Annotated in this window: 15 protein-coding genes and 1 pseudogene; 8 read left to right on the forward strand and 8 right to left on the reverse strand. The window is 61.6% G+C overall.

Going from position 1 to position 16,845, the window contains the following annotated elements; all coding sequences use genetic code 11:
• Both C4J93_RS09135 and C4J93_RS09140 read right to left on the reverse strand, forming a co-directional pair.
• Nucleotides 1–867 carry a pirin family protein gene (locus C4J93_RS09135; RefSeq protein WP_124429143.1) on the reverse strand — a complete coding sequence of 289 codons (867 nt, stop codon included), beginning with the start codon at nt 865–867 and terminating at the stop codon, nt 1–3.
• Nucleotides 868–931: 64 nt separating this feature from the next.
• Nucleotides 932–1,348: an OsmC family protein gene (locus C4J93_RS09140; protein WP_124361989.1), complete on the reverse strand. Its 417-nt coding sequence runs from the start codon at nt 1,346–1,348 to the stop codon at nt 932–934.
• Nucleotides 1,349–1,518: 170 nt separating this feature from the next.
• On the opposite strand from C4J93_RS09140, the gene C4J93_RS09145 reads away from it, so the two are divergent.
• Nucleotides 1,519–2,511 carry an amidohydrolase family protein gene (locus C4J93_RS09145; RefSeq protein ID WP_372238173.1) on the forward strand — a complete coding sequence of 331 codons (993 nt, stop codon included), beginning with the start codon at nt 1,519–1,521 and terminating at the stop codon, nt 2,509–2,511.
• A 689-nt stretch (nt 2,512–3,200) separates the two neighbouring features.
• Here the strand turns inward: C4J93_RS09145 and C4J93_RS09150 are convergent.
• The 6 genes and pseudogenes from C4J93_RS09150 to C4J93_RS09175 all read right to left on the reverse strand — a co-directional run bounded on the left by C4J93_RS09150 (nt 3,201) and on the right by C4J93_RS09175 (nt 11,613).
• Nucleotides 3,201–4,532 (reverse strand): annotated as a pseudogene (locus C4J93_RS09150) (IS4 family transposase).
• Between the two features lie 122 nt (nt 4,533–4,654).
• A complete protein-coding gene (fabB, locus tag C4J93_RS09155; RefSeq protein WP_124366438.1) occupies nt 4,655–5,875 on the reverse strand; it encodes a beta-ketoacyl-ACP synthase I in 1,221 nt (406 codons plus the stop codon).
• Between the two features lie 11 nt (nt 5,876–5,886).
• Nucleotides 5,887–6,402: a 3-hydroxyacyl-[acyl-carrier-protein] dehydratase FabA gene (gene fabA, locus C4J93_RS09160; protein WP_003210552.1), complete on the reverse strand. Its 516-nt coding sequence runs from the start codon at nt 6,400–6,402 to the stop codon at nt 5,887–5,889.
• Between the two features lie 249 nt (nt 6,403–6,651).
• Nucleotides 6,652–8,553 (reverse strand): ATP-binding protein, encoded by a 1,902-nt coding sequence (locus tag C4J93_RS09165; RefSeq protein WP_124429145.1) that lies wholly within the window; start codon nt 8,551–8,553, stop codon nt 6,652–6,654.
• Nucleotides 8,550–9,479, reverse strand: a complete 930-nt coding sequence (locus tag C4J93_RS09170; protein WP_124429146.1) for an ABC transporter substrate-binding protein — start codon at nt 9,477–9,479, stop codon at nt 8,550–8,552. The genes C4J93_RS09165 and C4J93_RS09170 overlap by 4 nt, the downstream gene beginning before the upstream one ends.
• A 1-nt stretch (nt 9,480) precedes the next feature.
• Nucleotides 9,481–11,613, reverse strand: a complete 2,133-nt coding sequence (locus C4J93_RS09175) for a TonB-dependent siderophore receptor (RefSeq protein WP_124429147.1) — start codon at nt 11,611–11,613, stop codon at nt 9,481–9,483.
• A 195-nt stretch (nt 11,614–11,808) separates the two neighbouring features.
• Here C4J93_RS09175 and C4J93_RS09180 point away from each other — a divergent pair, with 195 nt between their 5' ends.
• The 7 genes from C4J93_RS09180 (at nt 11,809) to C4J93_RS09210 (ending at nt 16,827) form a co-directional block, all read left to right on the forward strand.
• Nucleotides 11,809–12,834 (forward strand): NAD(P)H-dependent glycerol-3-phosphate dehydrogenase, encoded by a 1,026-nt coding sequence (locus C4J93_RS09180; protein ID WP_124361996.1) that lies wholly within the window; start codon nt 11,809–11,811, stop codon nt 12,832–12,834.
• A 10-nt stretch (nt 12,835–12,844) separates the two neighbouring features.
• On the forward strand, nt 12,845–13,192 hold the full coding sequence (locus tag C4J93_RS09185) for a DUF4389 domain-containing protein (RefSeq protein ID WP_124429148.1): 348 nt from the start codon (nt 12,845–12,847) through the stop codon (nt 13,190–13,192).
• The gene (gene sixA, locus C4J93_RS09190) at nt 13,189–13,638 is read left to right on the forward strand and encodes a phosphohistidine phosphatase SixA (protein WP_124403569.1); all 450 of its coding nucleotides are present in this window, start codon (nt 13,189–13,191) and stop codon (nt 13,636–13,638) included. Before C4J93_RS09185 ends, sixA begins: the two co-directional genes overlap by 4 nt.
• Before the next feature lie 72 nt (nt 13,639–13,710).
• Nucleotides 13,711–14,154, forward strand: a complete 444-nt coding sequence (locus tag C4J93_RS09195; protein ID WP_124361999.1) for a hotdog fold thioesterase — start codon at nt 13,711–13,713, stop codon at nt 14,152–14,154.
• A gap of 97 nt (nt 14,155–14,251) precedes the next feature.
• Entirely contained in the window at nt 14,252–15,055 is an 804-nt protein-coding gene (locus C4J93_RS09200) for an alpha/beta fold hydrolase (RefSeq protein WP_124370184.1), read from the forward strand.
• Nucleotides 15,052–15,906: an alpha/beta hydrolase gene (locus C4J93_RS09205; protein WP_124429149.1), complete on the forward strand. Its 855-nt coding sequence runs from the start codon at nt 15,052–15,054 to the stop codon at nt 15,904–15,906. The genes C4J93_RS09200 and C4J93_RS09205 overlap by 4 nt, the downstream gene beginning before the upstream one ends.
• Nucleotides 15,907–16,008: 102 nt before the next feature.
• Nucleotides 16,009–16,827 carry a DUF4892 domain-containing protein gene (locus tag C4J93_RS09210; protein ID WP_124429150.1) on the forward strand — a complete coding sequence of 273 codons (819 nt, stop codon included), beginning with the start codon at nt 16,009–16,011 and terminating at the stop codon, nt 16,825–16,827.
• Nucleotides 16,828–16,845 lie beyond the last annotated feature (18 nt).

Here is a 16,845-nt window from a genome sequence, read left to right on the forward strand (position 1 = left end):
CTATCTAACAGGCAACTCAATCCTTTCAGACTCCCCCGGCACCGTCGGCCAATCCCCAGCCGCCCAGCGCTGCTGTGCTTGTTCGATCACCGCCGGATCGCTGGCCACAAAGTTCCAGTTGATCCGCCGTGGCCCATCCAGCGGCGCGCCGCCAAGTATCACCAGGTGGCAGGCACTCTCGGCAGACAGGGTCATCTCCTGCCCACTCGGTAAGACCACCAGGCTGCGTGCCTCCAGAACCTCACCGTCCAACTGCGCGTCACCCTCCAGTACATACACCGCGCGCTCCTCGTGCTCATCCGGGATCAGCAGGGTAGTGGCCGTCTGCATGCGCACGTCGGCATACAGCGTGGGCGACAGCACCGGTACGGGCGACTTGAGACAGAACCCGCTGCCGGCGATCAGGCGCACCTGCACGCCCAGGTTATCGCTGACCGGCAAACTTGCCGCCGGATGATGGCTGTAGTGGCCAGGCCCGGTTTCGTGGTGCTTGGGCGATGCCAGCCACACTTGCAGCCCATGCAGCGTAAAACCACTGGCCTTGACCGCCTCGGGCGTGCGCTCGACGTGGGCAATCGCGCTGCCGGCAGTCATCCAGCTGACCTCGCCGGCCTGCACCACTTGGTCCGAGCCCAGGCTGTCCTTGTGCTGCAAGGTGCCTTCGAACAGATAGGTGAGGGTCGACAGCCCGATATGGGGATGCTGGCGGATATTCATCCCACTGCCCGGCGCGTAACGGGTCGGCAGCATATGGTCGAAAAACACGAAAGGCCCGACGCTGCGGCATTCACGCGAGGGCAGTGGGCGCAGGATAGGCTGGCCCTCGACATCTTCGGGGCGAGGGCGGATCACGGTGAGCGTGGTCATGGGGGCATCCCTGTCTGAGCGGGTTGGATGACGCTGAGCATAACCCGCTCGGACAGAGTTGGCGTTACTGGCTGAAGGCGCCTTCCGAAAGTGTGGTCTCGATGCTGACTTCGGCGGTGGTCATCAGTTTGTGCACCGGGCACTTGTCGGCGACACGGTGCAACTCATCGCGCTGAGCGTCGGTGAGCACGCCCTTGAGGGTCAGCTTGACGTTGAGCCTGTACTTACCTTTTTGCTCTTCGGCGGCGTCGTGGGTAACTTCTACCGTCACGCCGGTGAGCGGAATGTCTTTCTTCTGCGCATAGAGCCTGACGGTCAAGGCCTTGCACGATGCCAGCGCAGCATCGAAGTAATCATGGGGAGAGGGCGCTGAATCGTCACCTCCCAGGCTCTTGGGCAGGTCGGTAAACAGCTCGTGGTTGTTGATAGCGACGCTGTGACGGAAATTCTCAGCGTTCAACGTATTGACGGTAACAGGCATGGCGAACCTCACAAGGCTGTGGATGACGGTCATGCAGTAATAGAACATGCCGACGCCGGGGCGTTCCAGGTTTTTGTCCGTGCTGAACCCTGATGTGTGGCGTAGGGTCTACCCGTATCAGCCCCTATCGAGGTATCACCGTGCTCTGGACCCGTGTGAGTTTTGCCCTGATGCTCGCCGCCAGCAGCCTTGCCGCGCAGGCCCGCGAGTATGCCTACAGCGATGCGCACCTGCATTACGTGGATTTTTTCCAGGAAACCGCAGGCATGGACAAGCTGCTCAAGGCCATGGCGGAGAATCGCATCGAACATGTGATGATTTCCGGCATTCCCGTGGCCAAGAAATGGCATGAGGACGAACCCAAGCGCCCGCGCTATTACGCAGGCGATGACGCCGATGCCTATTGGTACAGCGCCACCGATGTCATCGTCGCCGCTGCGGTCAATAAGCTGACCCCCGAACAGCGCCAGCACTTTCATCCGTTCCTGGCCGGTTTCAATCCAAACGACAAGAACTCCGCTGCCCACATCCAACGCATGCTCGACCTCAACCCAGGGCTGTGGCAGGGCATAGGCGAGGTGTTTACCCGCCACGACGACCTCACCGCGCTGACCTCGGGTGACACACCACGCGCCAACAACGAAGCCATGACGCGCATTTATCACTTGGCGGCGGAGAACGACCTGCCGGTGATGGTGCACTCCAACATCACCTCCAAGCGCGAGCGCAACCCGTTGTACCTGGCCGAAATCGAGCAGCCGCTGCGCAACCATCCGCACACGCGCTTTATCTGGGCCCACGCCGGCACCAGCAAGGAAATCCATCGCCATCAGGTGCAAATGGAGTTCTTGCTGCCCACCTTGAATCGCCTGCTGGAAACCTACCCCAACCTGTATATCGACCTATCGTGGAGCATGCTCACCCCGTATTTGCTGGATGATGCCGGAAAGCCCCGGCCGGAGTGGGTCAAGCTGGTAGAGCGTTTCCCGGATCGCTTTATGCTGGGCTCTGACGTGGTGGGACGCTTCAACAAGCTGGGTAAGGAAATGCGTCGCTTTGATCCCTTCCTTGATGCATTGCCTGAAGACGTTGCCCACAAGGTCGCGCGGGATAACTTTTTGGCCATTCTGCCCAAGTCGCCTCGCGATGAGGGAGCGCACTGATAGCGGGTTTTGGTTTTGTGTAATGACGGAAGGCGCCGTTAACGTACAGCGGTGGCGCGGTTTTTGGTGTAGGGCTGGGGCTGAGGTGGCCCTATCGGGGGCATAGGTATCTACACAATTTTGGCACGCTCCTGAACCTGTGACGGCTCAGGAGCCGAAGCCTCTCTAATTGACGCCCCGCGACCAAAATGTGGGAGGGGGCTTGCCCCCGATAGCGGCCTGACAGCCGACCAGGATGTTGGATCAGAGCGAGTACATATCCGTTGCTGCGGTAACGGCGGCTGGCGGTTCCGCTTTTACAGCGTGTCACTTTTGGAAGGACCCAAAAGTAACCAAAAGGTCCTCGCCCCACCACTCGGCACCTCGCCCCGGCTCGGTGTGCCCGCAATCCGACATTGATTTGGGGGGCCGCCGACACGCGCCATCCATGGCGCGGGGCGGCTAAACCGGCATCCCTGCCGGTTTACCCCCCAAATCACTGTCGGATTGCGGCCAGCGTGGTTTAACGGGGCGCCTAAGATCAAGAGCAGGAGCAAGATCAAGAGCGGCTCGCTTCGCATCGTGGTTACCGTAGGCTGCTACAAAAGTTGTGTAGATACCTATGCCTATCGGGGGGCAAGCCCCCGATGCAGGTGACTCGGTCTCATTCAATGGCCCACAAAAAAGCCCCGAACCAGTCGTAATGCTGTTCACTTAAGCGGAGCAGCATTGCGATCCACTGGAAATCGGGTTTTTGAGATCTTCACCGTCCTCGGCCTTGCAGGTCTGGGGCGGTGATCCAGAAACAAGCTGCCGATACCCTTCCTTAGTTCGGCCAAGCGTCTGCCTGTGGCTGATACCGGATTGGCTGCCGCCATCACGATCAACTGCACGGCGATATACTGGCAAACGGGCTTAAAGCGTATGTCCGACGGAGCTCGACCAAACGCTACCGCTGCTTGACCGGCCTCCCGGCGAATCACGTTGTAAGCGAGTAAAAGCCCCCAGACCTCCTGATAGACCAAGTCGATTTTTTTACTGCGCAAGGTCACGGCATTCTGCTGCATAGAGCTTTTGATATCCCTAAAGCCCAATTCGATTTCCCAGCGTTCCTGATAAAGTTTGGCAACGACCTTGGTGCTGTAGGTGTTGGCTGGTAACGACGTCATGACAGTTTTTAATCTGCCTTGGATTTCATAGCTGACTTCGCGGGCTTCCCAGTGGGTGCCAAGAGCCGGATTTCTCTTTCTGGCTTGCGGTGAGACCTTCATGCGCACCAAGCGGTCGTGCTCGCCGTAACGGATCACTTCTTCACAGACCATGCCTTTTTTGGCGGGAATCAACCAATGACGGTGGGTTCCGGTGTTACTCAGGCTCAACAGCATTTCTGCGCCCTAAAATCCTTTATCGAATAGCGTCACGGAGTGGTCGGGGACTTGCTGCAAAAACTCGTCGGCCAAGCGCATTTCACTGCGCCGGTAAGGCCCTAATTGTGCATCCAGGATTAAGTGCGAACGCACGTTCATCAGCGCTACCAAGCGCATCATGGGGAAGGGAGTCTGACGATCACTGGGCGTATTTCCTGACCCGAAATGATCTCGAAGCTCGGGTGTGTCCGGCGTGCGCAAGAGCGCACCGTCCACCGCGAAGACCTGCAACCCGTGCCAGTCGTCCTCGTCGTAGCGCTCCGAGCCCCATTGAGTGCCGGTTTTACGGAATAACCACTCAACGGGATCGGCCCCTAGTCGCTTGCGGGCTTCAGTGACGCCGCTTCGGGCCAACAAGTGGTCGGAGGCGAGGCCTTGAGCGCAAATGTTCAACCGTCTAGCGACCTCATGGACAGGCTCATCACGAAACAACGCCATGCCAAGCACCAACCAAAGCACCTGATCGGCGGGCAAGCGACGCCGACGAATAGTCGCCTGACTGGATAGATCCAGCGCAGACGCAACCCATTCAATGGGGATGTTCTGGGTGAAAGTGCTTAGGTCGCAGAAGTTGAAAAGGTCGCCGAGGTCGAGCAGGTCCTGTTGAACAGACATAAAAAAATCCGATGCCAGAAGTCTGGCATCGGATTTTCTAGGAAGCCCCGCTTTAGCTCAAATGCTTAAGTGAACAGCATTACGAACCAGTCGGGGCTTTTCATTGGATCAAGCTACAGGCCTTACTTGCCCTGCCAGCGTTTCAGCACCAGGGTGGCGTTAGTGCCACCAAAGCCGAAGCTGTTGCTCATCACGGTGTCGATTTTTACATCTTCAACGGTCTTGGTCAGGATCGGCATATCGGCGACGACCGGGTCGATCTCGTCGATGTTGGCCGAACCGGCCATGAAGTTGCCTTCCATCATCAGCAGGCAGTAGATCGCTTCGTGAACGCCAGCGGCGCCCAGGGAGTGACCTGACAGGCTCTTGGTGGAGCTGATTTTCGGCGCCTTGTCCCCGAATACCGCACGTACGCCTTCCATTTCCTTGGCGTCGCCGACCGGAGTCGAAGTGCCGTGGGTGTTCAGGTAGTCGATCGGGGTGTCCACGGTGGACATCGCCATCTGCATGCAACGGATGGCGCCTTCACCGCTTGGCGCAACCATGTCGTAGCCGTCGGATGTCGCACCGTAGCCGACGATTTCCGCGTAGATCTTGGCGCCACGGGCCAGGGCGTGTTCCAGTTCCTCGACCACGACCATGCCGCCACCGCCGGCGATGACGAAACCGTCACGCTTGGCGTCGTAGGCGCGGGAGGCCTTTTCCGGGGTTTCGTTGTACTGGGTGGACAGCGCGCCCATGGCGTCGAACAGGAACGACTGGCTCCAATGTTCTTCTTCACCGCCGCCGGCGAATACGATGTCCTGCTTGCCCAGTTGAATCTGCTCAACGGCAGTGCCGATGCAGTGGGCGCTGGTGGCGCAGGCCGAGGAGATCGAGTAGTTGACACCCTTGATCTGGAACGGTGTGGCCAGGCAAGCCGAAACGGTGCTGCCCATGGTCCGCGTGACGCGGTACGGGCCAACGCGTTTCACGCCTTTTTCGCGCAGGATGTCCAGCGCTTCCATCTGGTTCAGGGTGGATGCGCCGCCGGAGCCGGCGATCAGGCCGGTACGTACGTTCGACACCTGGTCTTCGCTCAGGCCGGAGTCGGCGATCGCGTCTTTCATGGCCAGGTAGGCGTAGGCGGCAGCGTGGCCGACGAAGCGATAGATCTTGCGATCGATCAGTTCTTCGAGGGGCAGGTCGATGGAGCCGGAAACCTGGCTACGCAGACCCATTTCGGCATATTCCGGGTTGAAGCGGATGCCAGGGCGACTTGCACGCAGGTTAGCGGTGACGGTCTCTTTGTCATTGCCCAGGCAAGAAACGATGCCCAGACCAGTGATAACGACGCGGCGCATGCGGATAACCCTTAAAAGTTGTCAGTGGAAGTGAATACGCCGACCCGAAGGCCTTCGGCAGTATAGATCTCGCGACCGTCGACAGTCACCGAACCGTCGGCGATGGCCAGGTTCAGCTTGCCCTTGAGGACGCGCTTGATTTGAATGTTGTAGGTGACTTTCTTGGCGGTCGGCAGGACCTGGCCAAAGAACTTCACTTCGCCCGAACCCAGGGCGCGACCGCGACCCGGAAGGCCTTGCCAGCCCAGGTAGAAGCCGACCAGTTGCCACATGGCATCGAGGCCCAGGCAGCCCGGCATCACCGGGTCTCCTTCGAAGTGGCAGGCGAAGAACCACAGGTCAGGGGTGATATCCAGCTCGGCGACCAATTCACCTTTGCCGTACTTGCCACCCTCTTCGCTGATATGGGTGATGCGATCCACCATCAGCATGTTCGGGGCGGGCAGTTGCGCGTTACCTGGGCCGAACAGCTCACCGCGACTGCAGCGCAGCAGGTCTTCCCGAGTAAAGGCGTTTTGTTTGGTCATGCGAGCTCCTCAATAATCCCATGCGGCAGGGTAGGGCAAATCTTCCCGAACCGAATGAAGCGTTCATGCCTCATAGCGGTAGCCTACACATAGACTATTGCGTTGTAGTGAAAGTCACAGCGTCAAGGTACTCAATGTACACTTGTTCACTGAAATGTTAAACCGGACCTGTTTATCGGCCCGTTCGGGTGCCTAAGACTGCCGCACTTTCGTCTTCCACGCCAGTCGGACTTGGCTTGAACGCCACAGCTAGTTCACCCAGCGCTGAAGGATTTGCTGCAAATCCGTGCGTTTGAACGGTTTGGCCAGGTAATCGTTCATTCCGGCTGCCAGACAGGCTTCGCGGTCGCCCTGCAAGGCGTTGGCGGTCAGGGCGATAATCGGCAGATCGGCGCAGCCCGGCAGCTGGCGGATGCGCCGGGTGGCCTCGTAGCCGTCGATCAATGGCAGGCGGCAGTCCATCAGGATGGCCGTGAAGATCAGGCTTTCGGCGCTGCGGATCGCCTCGGCGCCATCGGTGGCCAGGCTGACTTCGAAGCCCAGGCTGCGCAGCATAGCCTCGACCACGGTACGGTTAACCGGGTTGTCTTCCACCAGCAGTATGTGCCGCCCGTCGCCTGCACTGGTTTTACCCACGGCGTCCGGGGCGATGGCGGGCAGGCTCTGTTGATCGATAGCCAGCGGAATTTCCAGGGTGAACACCGAACCCCGGCCTTCTTCACTCTGGGCGCGCAGGGTGCCACCCATGCGTTCGGCCAGCGTACGGGCAATCGGCAGGCCGAGGCCGGTGCCGCCGTAACGTCTTGAAATGGAACTGTCGGCTTGCTGGAACGCGTCGAACATTAATTCCAGGCGCTCGGCGGAAATGCCGATACCACTGTCGCGCACGGTGCAGGTGAACCACACCAGTTCATGGTCCAGGGTTTGCCAGTGGGGCTGCACGTGTACCGTGCCGTGCTCGGTGAACTTCAAGGCATTGCCGATCAGGTTCACCAGAATCTGCCGGATACGCGTCGGATCACCGCGCACCCGCAGGGCTTCCATGCCCGATGGAATCGGCAGCTCCAGGGCCAGCCCGCGTTGCTGCGCACTGTGCTGGAACGCCTGGGCGCAACTGCTGATCAGCTCGGCCAGGTTGAAGGAAATATGTTCCAGTTCCAGCGCGGCCCGCTCGATACGTGAAAAGTCGAGGATGTCGTTGATCACCTTGAGCAGATGCTCGGTGGACTCGGAGGCCAGCGCCGCGTACTCGGCCTGCTCTTCGGTCATCTCGGTGGTTTCCAGCAGTTGCAGCATGCCCAGCACGCCATTCATGGGCGTGCGCAGCTCATGGCTCATCATCGCCAGGAAGTCCGACTTGGCATTGTTTGCGCGCTCGGCTTCTTCGCGGGTCTGGATCAACTGGGCCATGGCCTGCTGTTGTTCACGGCTGGCCTGGTTGAGGCCGGCTGCCAGGTTGTTGATGTGCCGCGCCAGATCGCCCAGTTCGGAGTCATCGACAATCGGCAGCGGTGTCTTGTAGTCGCCCTGCTGGATGGCCTTCACCGCATTCCCCATGGCGCTGATCGGCTGCGACAGGCTGGCGGCCAGGCGTCGCGCCAGCAGGCAGGTGAACAACAGCGCGAACAGCGCCAGGACGCCGGCCTTGAACAGGATTTCCTGCTGGCGCTGGCTGAACGCATCGTTGGACATCCCGACGATCACTCGGCCCAGGTAATCCGCGCGCGGCGCCGTGGGTTCGTTGAGATTGTCCTGGAAAAAGTCATTGCCCAACTGGATATGTTGCAAGCGGATCGGTGCCTGGAACACCTTCACCGACAGTGAGCGGTCGTGTTTCTCCGACGGCTGCTCGACGTACACCAGAATGTTCTCGGCGCTGTCCTGAATCTCCAGGAAGCGCACGTGGGGGGTGGCCAGCGTCGCGCGCAGCAGGGTGTCGAGCACCTCGTTGTTGCCGGAAATAACGCCGTACTCGGTGGCCGGCGCCAGTTGGTTGGCGATCAACTGGCCGGTGTGGTCCAGTTCCTGGCGCAAGTCCTGGATACGCACGAAGGTAAAGAAGCTGATCAACAGCAAGGTCAGCAACAGCGCGGGCCCCAGGGTAATGAGCTGGGTGCGGGTGTTGATGTCCCAGCGACGGCGCAAGGTCATGGGCGTCTGTCTCCTTCGGCCAAGCGGGCGGCGACGGCAGCTTCGTCGACCTGTTCGATGCCCAGTGAGCGCGCGACTTGCGGGTTGCCCACCACTTTGAAATGTTCCGGGTAGAGCGTGCGCGGCCAGTTGGCAGGCGGGTGGTCCAGCAGCCGGTCGAGTACCGCGAGCCAGTCAGGCTGGTCGCTGTAAGTGCTGGCCAGGCTCCCAGCGCGGACAAACCCGGCATTGGGCCCCACCAACGGCAATTGCTGGGCATAGCTGCTCAATAACAGGTTCTTGGCGGTTTTAGGGTTGTACAGTTGCGGATCGTCCAGGCCCAGCAGCACGTCGCTGTTCTTGAACAGGGCTTGCAGGGGGCGGCTGTCATTGGTGTTGTCCCAGCGTTGCGGCACGATTTCCAGGCCCAGCGGCGCCGCGTACCGGTTAAGCTCAGGCAGCAGAAATTCGCTGTCGGCACCGTAAAGCACACCGATGCGCCGGGCCTGGGGCAAGATGCTGGCGATCAGGCGCAACTGGCGCGTCAGCGGCGGATCGCTCCACAACAGGCTGATTTTTGCCGGGTGAGCGCCGCCCAGGCGTTGCTGGGCTTGCAGACGGCTGATGCGCAGCACCAGGGTCGGCGGGCCCTGGCTGTCCTGCAAGCGCCAGTCGAGGCCGGGCAGGTCGAGCAGGATCAGGCGGGTAGTGGCGGGCAACTGGCTCGGCGCCGGCAGGTTTTGCAGCAGGGTGAAGGAGACATGGTCTTCGGGGCGCTGCTGGGCGAGGGCCTGTGTAAAGGCTTGGACGCCGGCACCGTCCTCGGCGGCGGTCAGCAGGATTTCCGCGCTCCACACGGGCCTCGTGAACAGCAGGCACGCCAGCAGCAAGCCTTTGCGCCACAGCCTTGAAACGACAGGGAGGGTCATCCGTGACGGGGCGCCCATGTCAGAACTCTAACTGCGCGCTGAAGTAGAGCACATGGCGATGGTCGTAATGGTTGTCGGGCCAGGTGGTCGGCTGGTTATCGAGGCGTTGTTGCAGCATGCCAGCCAGCTCCACGTTGGTTTTGCCCAGGGCAAGGCGCTTGGCCACCCGCAGGTCGACCCGTTCGAAGCGATACTCGTTGAGTGCGTCGTCACCATAGTAGAACAAGGCGCTGGACCAGCCGTGGCCCCATTCGCGCAACCAGCCGGCCGAGCCGCTGTTACGTGCGGTCTGCGCCTTGTCGAGTGGGTTGCTGGTGCTCGCGTCGACATAAGCGTAGGTCAGGCGCAGGCGGTCGGCGTTGCTCACGCGCCAGTCGAATTGGGATTCGGCACCGGTAAAGCGCGAGCTGTTGGCGTTGCTGGCGATGTATTGGTTGTTGCGCAACGGCGAGCTGATCATGTCGGTGATTTCGTCATAGAACAGCTTCACGTCGACATTCAACCCGAGGTCGGCAAAGAAGCCGTTGTAGCCCAGTTCGCGCGAGCGCATCAACTCTTTATCGAGATTGCCCGGGCCGCGTGTTACCACAAAATATTGCCCGGAATTCTGCCCATACACCGGCGAACTGAGGTTGGTGACGCGGTAGCTCCAATTGACGTTGTTCTCGAACATGTCCGGTGAACGGATCGCCTCGGAGTACACCGCCCGCAGGCCGTGGCGCGGGTTGATCAGGTAGTTGACCGCCACGCGGGGTGTCAGCGAATTACCGCTCAAGTGGGTGTCTTCGTACATCGCGCCGCCTTGCAGCAGCCAGTGTTCGCTGGCGCGCCATTCCAGGTGGCCGAACAGGCGCCAGGTGGTGTCGTCCAGCGTTCCGTTGAAGTAGGTGTCGGAGTCGGCGCGGTCGTAGCGGTAATTCATTCCGCTGACCAGGCGCAGGCTGTCGGAGAGGCTGAGGGTGTCTTGCAGCTCCAGGTCGTAGCGGCTTTCCTGGGTGCTTTGGTCGATATCGCCGCACACGCTTTGGCTGGCGCCGTTGCGCCATTGGTCCAGTACCTGGTTGCCCAGCGCCTGCTCGGCGGCGCTGCCGGGCGGGGCGCTACCCTGGCTGAACTGATCCATGTGCCGCGCCAGCTTTTCGGCGTAGTTGGGGTTGAGCTGCCACAGCTGGGTCAGTTCGGGGCTGAACGAGACCTTGGCGTCACAGGCTTTCCAGATCTGCCGACGATTCCATTGCTGGGCCGACCCCTGGATATACAGGCTGTGGTCGGGGTTGAAGTCGAAATTCCAGCGCATTGAGCCCGCGTAGTCCTTGGCGGTGACGTCGGAATTGGTGCCGCCCTCGGTAATCCCGGCGAACACCGGAGTGTAGGTATAGGGACGCTGATTGGTGCCTTCCTTGGCGTCCAGCTGCCAGTCGATGCTCTGTTGCGTATTCAACGTCTGGCTGACGGCCAGGCTGAAGCGGCTGAGGCGGCGGCTGTCTCGGCGGTCGGCACCGGCGGCATCGCTGTCAAAACCATCGTCCTGTTGCCCGGACAGCGACAGGCGCAGGTCGCCGGTTTCCCAGCCCACGCCCTGGCTGGCATAGACATCGTTGATCCCGCCCTCACCGCGGATGACCTTTACCCGCGTGCCCTGGCTGTTGGCCGGTGAACGGGTGAGGATATTGACCACCGCCATCAGCGCATTGGCGCCGTAGCTGACGGTATTGGGGCCACGAAACACCTCAATGCGCTCGATGTCTTCCATGGCCACTGGAATATCGCTCCAGTCCACCGTGGCCAGGCCGGCGCGGTACACCGAGCGTCCGTCGATCAAGACCTGCATGCGCCGTGCATCGCTGGCGCTGGTGCCGTGGTAATTCACCGCCGCCTGGTTGCCGGTGGTGTAGCCGACCATCATCCCGGGCACCAGGCGCAACAGCTCGGCAATGTCACGCGCACCGCTGGCCTTGATCAACTCGCTGTCGATCACGGTCATGCTGCCGGGTACGGCCGCGGCCGATTGCTTGAGACGGGTGGCGGTCAATACCTGCGGCAGCGGTTGGCTGTCGAGGAACAGATCGTCGGCCGACGCACTGGCGCTGCACGCCAGGGTCAACGGCAGCATCAACAGCAGGGATGAGCGGGGAGGAGGGCCCAGGTACACGGCGCGGCCTTGATAATTGCGGATAGCCGCCCATGTTAACTGAGGTGAGGCCTTTTGCCAGTCGTGAGACCTGCAATAACTTCATTCAAGTGTGGCATTTTCCGACAAGCGCACGAATTCACACGGGGGCTGGCCGCAAGCAGGTCGCCCCGTATAATGCCGCCATCGCCACTGGTATGGATTAACGGATTGCATATGACTGAACAGCGCCCTATCGCGGTCCTGGGAGGCGGAAGTTTTGGTACCGCCGTGGCTAACCTGCTGGCCGAGAACGGCCACGCCGTGCGCCAGTGGATGCGTGATCCCGAGCAGGCCGAGGCCATTCGCGTGCATCGGGAAAACCCGCGTTACCTTAAAGGCATCAAGATTCATCCGGCGGTCGAACCCGTTACCGATCTGTTAGCAACCCTCACGGCCTGCGACCTGTGCTTTGTCGCGCTGCCTTCCAGCGCCTTGCGCTCGGTGCTGGCGCCCCACGCCGAACGCCTGGCGGGCAAGCTGCTGGTCAGCCTGACCAAGGGTATCGAGGCGCAGACATTCAAGCTGATGAGCGAAATCCTCCAGGAGATCGCTCCCCAGGCGCGCATTGGTGTGCTGTCCGGGCCGAACCTGGCGCGGGAAGTGGCCGAGCATGCGCTGACCGCCACGGTGGTCGCCAGTGAAGACGAGCAACTGTGCGAGCGCGTCCAGGCGGTGCTGCACGGTCGCACCTTCCGCGTCTACGCGAGTGCCGACCGGTTCGGCGTCGAGCTGGGCGGTGCGCTGAAGAACGTCTACGCCATCATCGCCGGCATGGCCGTGGCCTTGGGGATGGGCGAAAACACCAAGAGCATGCTGATTACCCGTGCTCTGGCGGAGATGACCCGTTTCGCCGTGAATCAGGGCGCCAACCCAATGACGTTCCTGGGCCTGGCGGGCGTCGGCGACCTGATCGTCACCTGCTCGTCGCCGAAAAGCCGTAACTATCAGGTCGGGTTCGCGCTGGGCCAGGGGTTGAGCCTGGAAGAGGCCGTGACCCGCCTGGGCGAAGTGGCCGAAGGGGTCAACACCCTCAAGGTGCTCAAGGCCAAGGCTCAGGAAGTCGGGGTGTACATGCCGCTGGTTGCCGGGCTGCACGCGATCCTGTTTGAAGGGCGCACCTTGAACCAGGTGATCGAGCTGCTGATGCGCGCCGAGCCAAAAACCGATGTCGACTTTATTTCCACCAGCGGTTTCAACTGAGGAACGCGGCATGAACGATTCGAAAGCAGCCCCCAAGTATGAGTCCATTGTGCTGCGCATCCTGTGGATGCTGGTATTTGCCCTGGTGTGGCAGGTGGCGCAGTTCGTGCTCGGCGCCTTGGTGGTGGTGCAACTGATTTACCGGTTGATCTATGGCGCGCCGAACCTGAGCCTGATGAACGTTGGCGACAGCCTCAGCCAGTTCCTTGCGCAGATCGGTCGCTTCGGCAGCTTCCACTCCGAGCAAAAACCCTGGCCGTTCGCTGATTGGCCAACCCCGCGTGCACCGGAAGGTGAAGCCGCGCATAGCGTGCCGCCAGCACCGCACCCGGTACGTGATGAAGAGCCCAAGCTATGAAATTGTGGATCCTGCGCCACGGGCAAGCCCAAGCTCATGCGCGCACTGACGCCGAGCGCAACCTGACCGAGCATGGCCGGGCCGAAGTATTGCGCAGTGCCGCGCACCTGATCGGCCAGCCGCTCAGTGCCATCATCGCCAGCCCTTATGCGAGGGCGCAGCAGACGGCGCAGTTGGTTCGCGAGGCGTTGGGTTTCGAGCCGCCGGTCTGCACGGTGCCGTGGCTGACGCCAGAGGACAGCCCGGCGCAGGTGCTGGAAAAACTCGATACCGATGACAACGTGCTGCTGGTCAGCCATCAGCCCCTGGTGGGCAACCTGATCAGCTTTTTGCAGCACGGTCACTCGCGTCAGCCGCAGCCGATGCATACCGCCAGCCTCGCGCTGTTGGAGGGTGACTTCCCATTGGCAGGGTTGATGAGCCTGGTCAGCGTTGAAAATCCATAAGCTATAGCGCTTATCTGGAATGCTGTTGTGTGTCAGGATTAGGATCGTAATAAAACCAATAAGGACAGTCCCATGAGCCTGTGGCGCACGCAACCGAATATCGAACAGCTCAACGCGAGCCAGAAAAACACCATCGGTGAATTGCTGGATATTCGCTTTGAAAGCTTCGACGACGAATCCATCACCGCCAGCATGGTGGTCGATCACCGCACCCATCAGCCCTACGGCCTGTTGCATGGCGGCGCCTCCGTGGTACTGGCCGAAAGCCTCGGCTCCGTGGCGGCCTACCTGTGCGTCGATGCGAGCAAGTTCTATTGCGTGGGCCTGGAGGTCAACGCCAATCACCTGCGCGGTGTGCGCAGCGGGCGCGTAACGGCGGTGGCCAGGGCCATTCATATCGGCCGCACGACCCAAGTGTGGGACATCCGCTTGACCAACGACGAGGGCAAGGCCAGTTGCGTATCGCGCCTGACCGTGGCCGTGGTGCCCCTGGGCGAACAGCCTCCGGCGCGATAGACATGGCGTGAGTGTCATCATTCCTGGCGGTTACGGTCATTGCCGTGAACGCCAGGCATGGTGACAATCAACCTCTGTTCCTGAAGAGCGCGCCGCTATGTCGCAGCATGTGTTTTTCGCCCACGCCAATGGCTTCCCGTCGGCCACCTACGGCAAGTTGTTCGCGGCCCTGGCTCCCGAATATACGGTGGGGCATCTGCCGCAGCACGGCCACGATCCCAGGTTCCCGGTGGACGATAACTGGCAGAACCTGGTCGATGAACTGATCCACCATCTGCAGCAGCAACCGGAGCCGGTGTGGGGCGTCGGCCATTCCCTGGGCGGGGTCTTGCATTTGCACGCCGCCATGCGCTGCCCGCAGCTGTACCGTGGCGTGGTGATGCTGGACTCGCCGGTGTTGACCCGCGCGGATCGCTGGGTGATTCGCGCCGCCAAACGCTTTGGCTTCATCGACCGCCTGACCCCGGCCGGACGCACCCTGGGCCGGCGTGAGGAATTCACCGACCTGGACGCCGCGCGCGCTTACTTCGCCGGCAAGACCCTGTTTCGCGGTTTCGACCCCGAGTGCTTCGAGGCGTACCTGCAACATGGTCTGCTGCCAGTGGGCGACCGTCTGCGTCTGCGCTTCGACCCCGCGACGGAAATCAGCATCTATCGGGGCGTGCCTCACACCAGCCCCGGCCAGGTGCGCCAGTTGAAAGTGCCGCTGGCGGTGGTGCGCGGCCAGCAGAGCCGTGTGGTAATGCGCCATCATGTCAGCGGCGTAGGTCGCCTGCCCATGGGTGAGATGCTCACCATGCCCGGCGGCCATATGTTTCCCCTTGAGCGACCCCAGGACACCGCGACCTTGATCAAGCATCTGTTTGCCCGCTGGCAGGCCCGTGAGCGCAGCTGCGCATGAGCGCGCCCGTGGAAGAAGTACGCCTGAGCCTGCCGCATATCGAGCTGGCCGCGCATCTGTTCGGGCCTGAAGACGGCTTGCCGGTCATCGCCCTGCATGGTTGGCTGGACAACGCCAACAGCTTTGCGCGCCTGGCGCCGAAGCTGCAGGGGTTGCGCATCGTCGCGCTGGATATGGCCGGGCACGGGCACTCGGCACATCGTCCGGCCGGGGCCGGTTACGCCGTGTGGGATTACGTCCACGATGTGTTGCAAGTGGCCGAGCAACTGGGCTGGCAACGTTTTGCATTACTTGGCCATTCCCTCGGCGCCATCGTTTCCCTGGTGCTGGCCGGAGCCTTACCGGAGCGCGTGACGCACCTGGGGTTGATCGACGGGGTGATCCCGCCGACCGCCCGCGGCGAGAACGCGGCCGAGCGGCTGGGCATGGCATTGCAGGCGCAATTGAGCCTGCAGGGCAAGCGCAAGCCGGTCTATGCGAGCCTGGATCGGGCGGTCGAGGCGCGCATGCATGGCCTCGTCGCGGTCAGCCGCGAAGCCGCCGAACTGCTGGCCCAGCGCGGTTTGATGCCGGTGCCGGGTGGCTATACCTGGCGCAGCGACAGCCGCCTGACCCTGGCATCACCGATGCGCATGACCGATGAACAAGCCATGGCGTTCGTACGACGCGTGAGTTGCCCCACGCAGTTGGTGGTCGCGGCTGACGGGCTGTTGGCGAAACATTCCGAATTGCTTTCACAGCTGCCCTTTACCGTGACGACGCTGCCGGGTGGCCATCATTTGCACCTGAATGACGAGCCCGGTGCGGTTCTTGTTGCAGACTGTTTCAATCGGTTCTTCTCCGCGCCTTGACTTGGCGCGGTCAACTGCCGAGGCTGGGCGGATTGAAAGGGAGTCAACCATGAACCATCTTGAAACCGCTGCGACCCTCCATGGCCACGGCTCATTGATCCGATGAGCCTGGGTAAAGGCTGTATCCGTGCCTTTGGGCTGTGCTGTTTCAGCCCGCTGGTGTTCGCCGCCGATGTAGCGGGAAGCCAGGACCTACCGGCCATTGCCCGCCAGGTGGACGCGCAGATCGTCGACTATCGCCCTGCTGAAGAAAAGGAACGCATCTACCCCATGGGCGCGATCCGCAAGATCAGCGGTCAATTGCGCTCCGAAGCCCAGGCCACCGCACGCGGTCCAACCACTGCGATCACCTACGAGCTGCCCGCCGAGCACAGCTCCAGCGCCGCCTTTACCGCCACCCGCGAAGCCTTGCAGGCTCAGGGCGCGCAGCTGTTGTTCTGGTGCCAGGCCCGCGATTGTGGCGAAAGCAGCCTGTGGGCCAACGAAGTGTTCGGCAACGCCAAGCTGGTCGGGGCCGATGGTCAGCAGGAGTACCTGCTGTTGCGCCTGGCGGCCCCCCAGGACAACTCGCTGGTGGCGCTGTACGGCATCACCCGTGGCAATCGACGCGCCTATCTGCATGTCGAGCAACTGGATGCCAGCACGCCGCTGGGCACTCTTCTGCCCACGTCGGCAACCCTGTTGCGTGAGCTCAAAAGCACCGGCGAGCTGGACCTTCCTGCATTGGGCGCCGAGCCCGACGCCACCTGGTTGACCTTGATTTCCCGTGGGCTGAACCTCGACACCAACCTGCGCGTCAGCCTGACCGGGCCCAGCGCCGAAGCCTGGCGCCAGGGCCTGATCGACAGTGGCGTACGCGCCGCGCGCCTGGAAACCGGCACAGGCAAGGCTGAAGGCCTGCATGTGCATCTGATACGCTAAGCGCCACAGGGCGAACGG

The sequence above is a fragment of the Pseudomonas sp. R2-37-08W genome, from assembly GCF_003851705.1.
Lineage (GTDB): Bacteria > Pseudomonadota > Gammaproteobacteria > Pseudomonadales > Pseudomonadaceae > Aquipseudomonas.

Excerpts from the sequence above, each read along its gene's own strand:
- C4J93_RS09135 (WP_124429143.1), bottom strand. The coding sequence starts at position 867 with ATGACCACGCTCACCGTGATCCGCCCTCGCCCCGAAGATGTCGAGGGC.
- C4J93_RS09140 (WP_124361989.1), bottom strand. The coding sequence starts at position 1,348 with ATGCCTGTTACCGTCAATACGTTGAACGCTGAGAATTTCCGTCACAGC.
- C4J93_RS09145 (WP_372238173.1), top strand. The coding sequence starts at position 1,519 with ATGCTCGCCGCCAGCAGCCTTGCCGCGCAGGCCCGCGAGTATGCCTAC.
- fabB (WP_124366438.1), bottom strand. The coding sequence starts at position 5,875 with ATGCGCCGCGTCGTTATCACTGGTCTGGGCATCGTTTCTTGCCTGGGC.
- fabA (WP_003210552.1), bottom strand. The coding sequence starts at position 6,402 with ATGACCAAACAAAACGCCTTTACTCGGGAAGACCTGCTGCGCTGCAGT.
- C4J93_RS09165 (WP_124429145.1), bottom strand. The coding sequence starts at position 8,553 with ATGACCTTGCGCCGTCGCTGGGACATCAACACCCGCACCCAGCTCATT.
- C4J93_RS09170 (WP_124429146.1), bottom strand. The coding sequence starts at position 9,479 with ATGGGCGCCCCGTCACGGATGACCCTCCCTGTCGTTTCAAGGCTGTGG.
- C4J93_RS09180 (WP_124361996.1), top strand. The coding sequence starts at position 11,809 with ATGACTGAACAGCGCCCTATCGCGGTCCTGGGAGGCGGAAGTTTTGGT.
- C4J93_RS09185 (WP_124429148.1), top strand. The coding sequence starts at position 12,845 with ATGAACGATTCGAAAGCAGCCCCCAAGTATGAGTCCATTGTGCTGCGC.
- sixA (WP_124403569.1), top strand. The coding sequence starts at position 13,189 with ATGAAATTGTGGATCCTGCGCCACGGGCAAGCCCAAGCTCATGCGCGC.
- C4J93_RS09195 (WP_124361999.1), top strand. The coding sequence starts at position 13,711 with ATGAGCCTGTGGCGCACGCAACCGAATATCGAACAGCTCAACGCGAGC.
- C4J93_RS09200 (WP_124370184.1), top strand. The coding sequence starts at position 14,252 with ATGTCGCAGCATGTGTTTTTCGCCCACGCCAATGGCTTCCCGTCGGCC.
- C4J93_RS09205 (WP_124429149.1), top strand. The coding sequence starts at position 15,052 with ATGAGCGCGCCCGTGGAAGAAGTACGCCTGAGCCTGCCGCATATCGAG.
- C4J93_RS09210 (WP_124429150.1), top strand. The coding sequence starts at position 16,009 with ATGAGCCTGGGTAAAGGCTGTATCCGTGCCTTTGGGCTGTGCTGTTTC.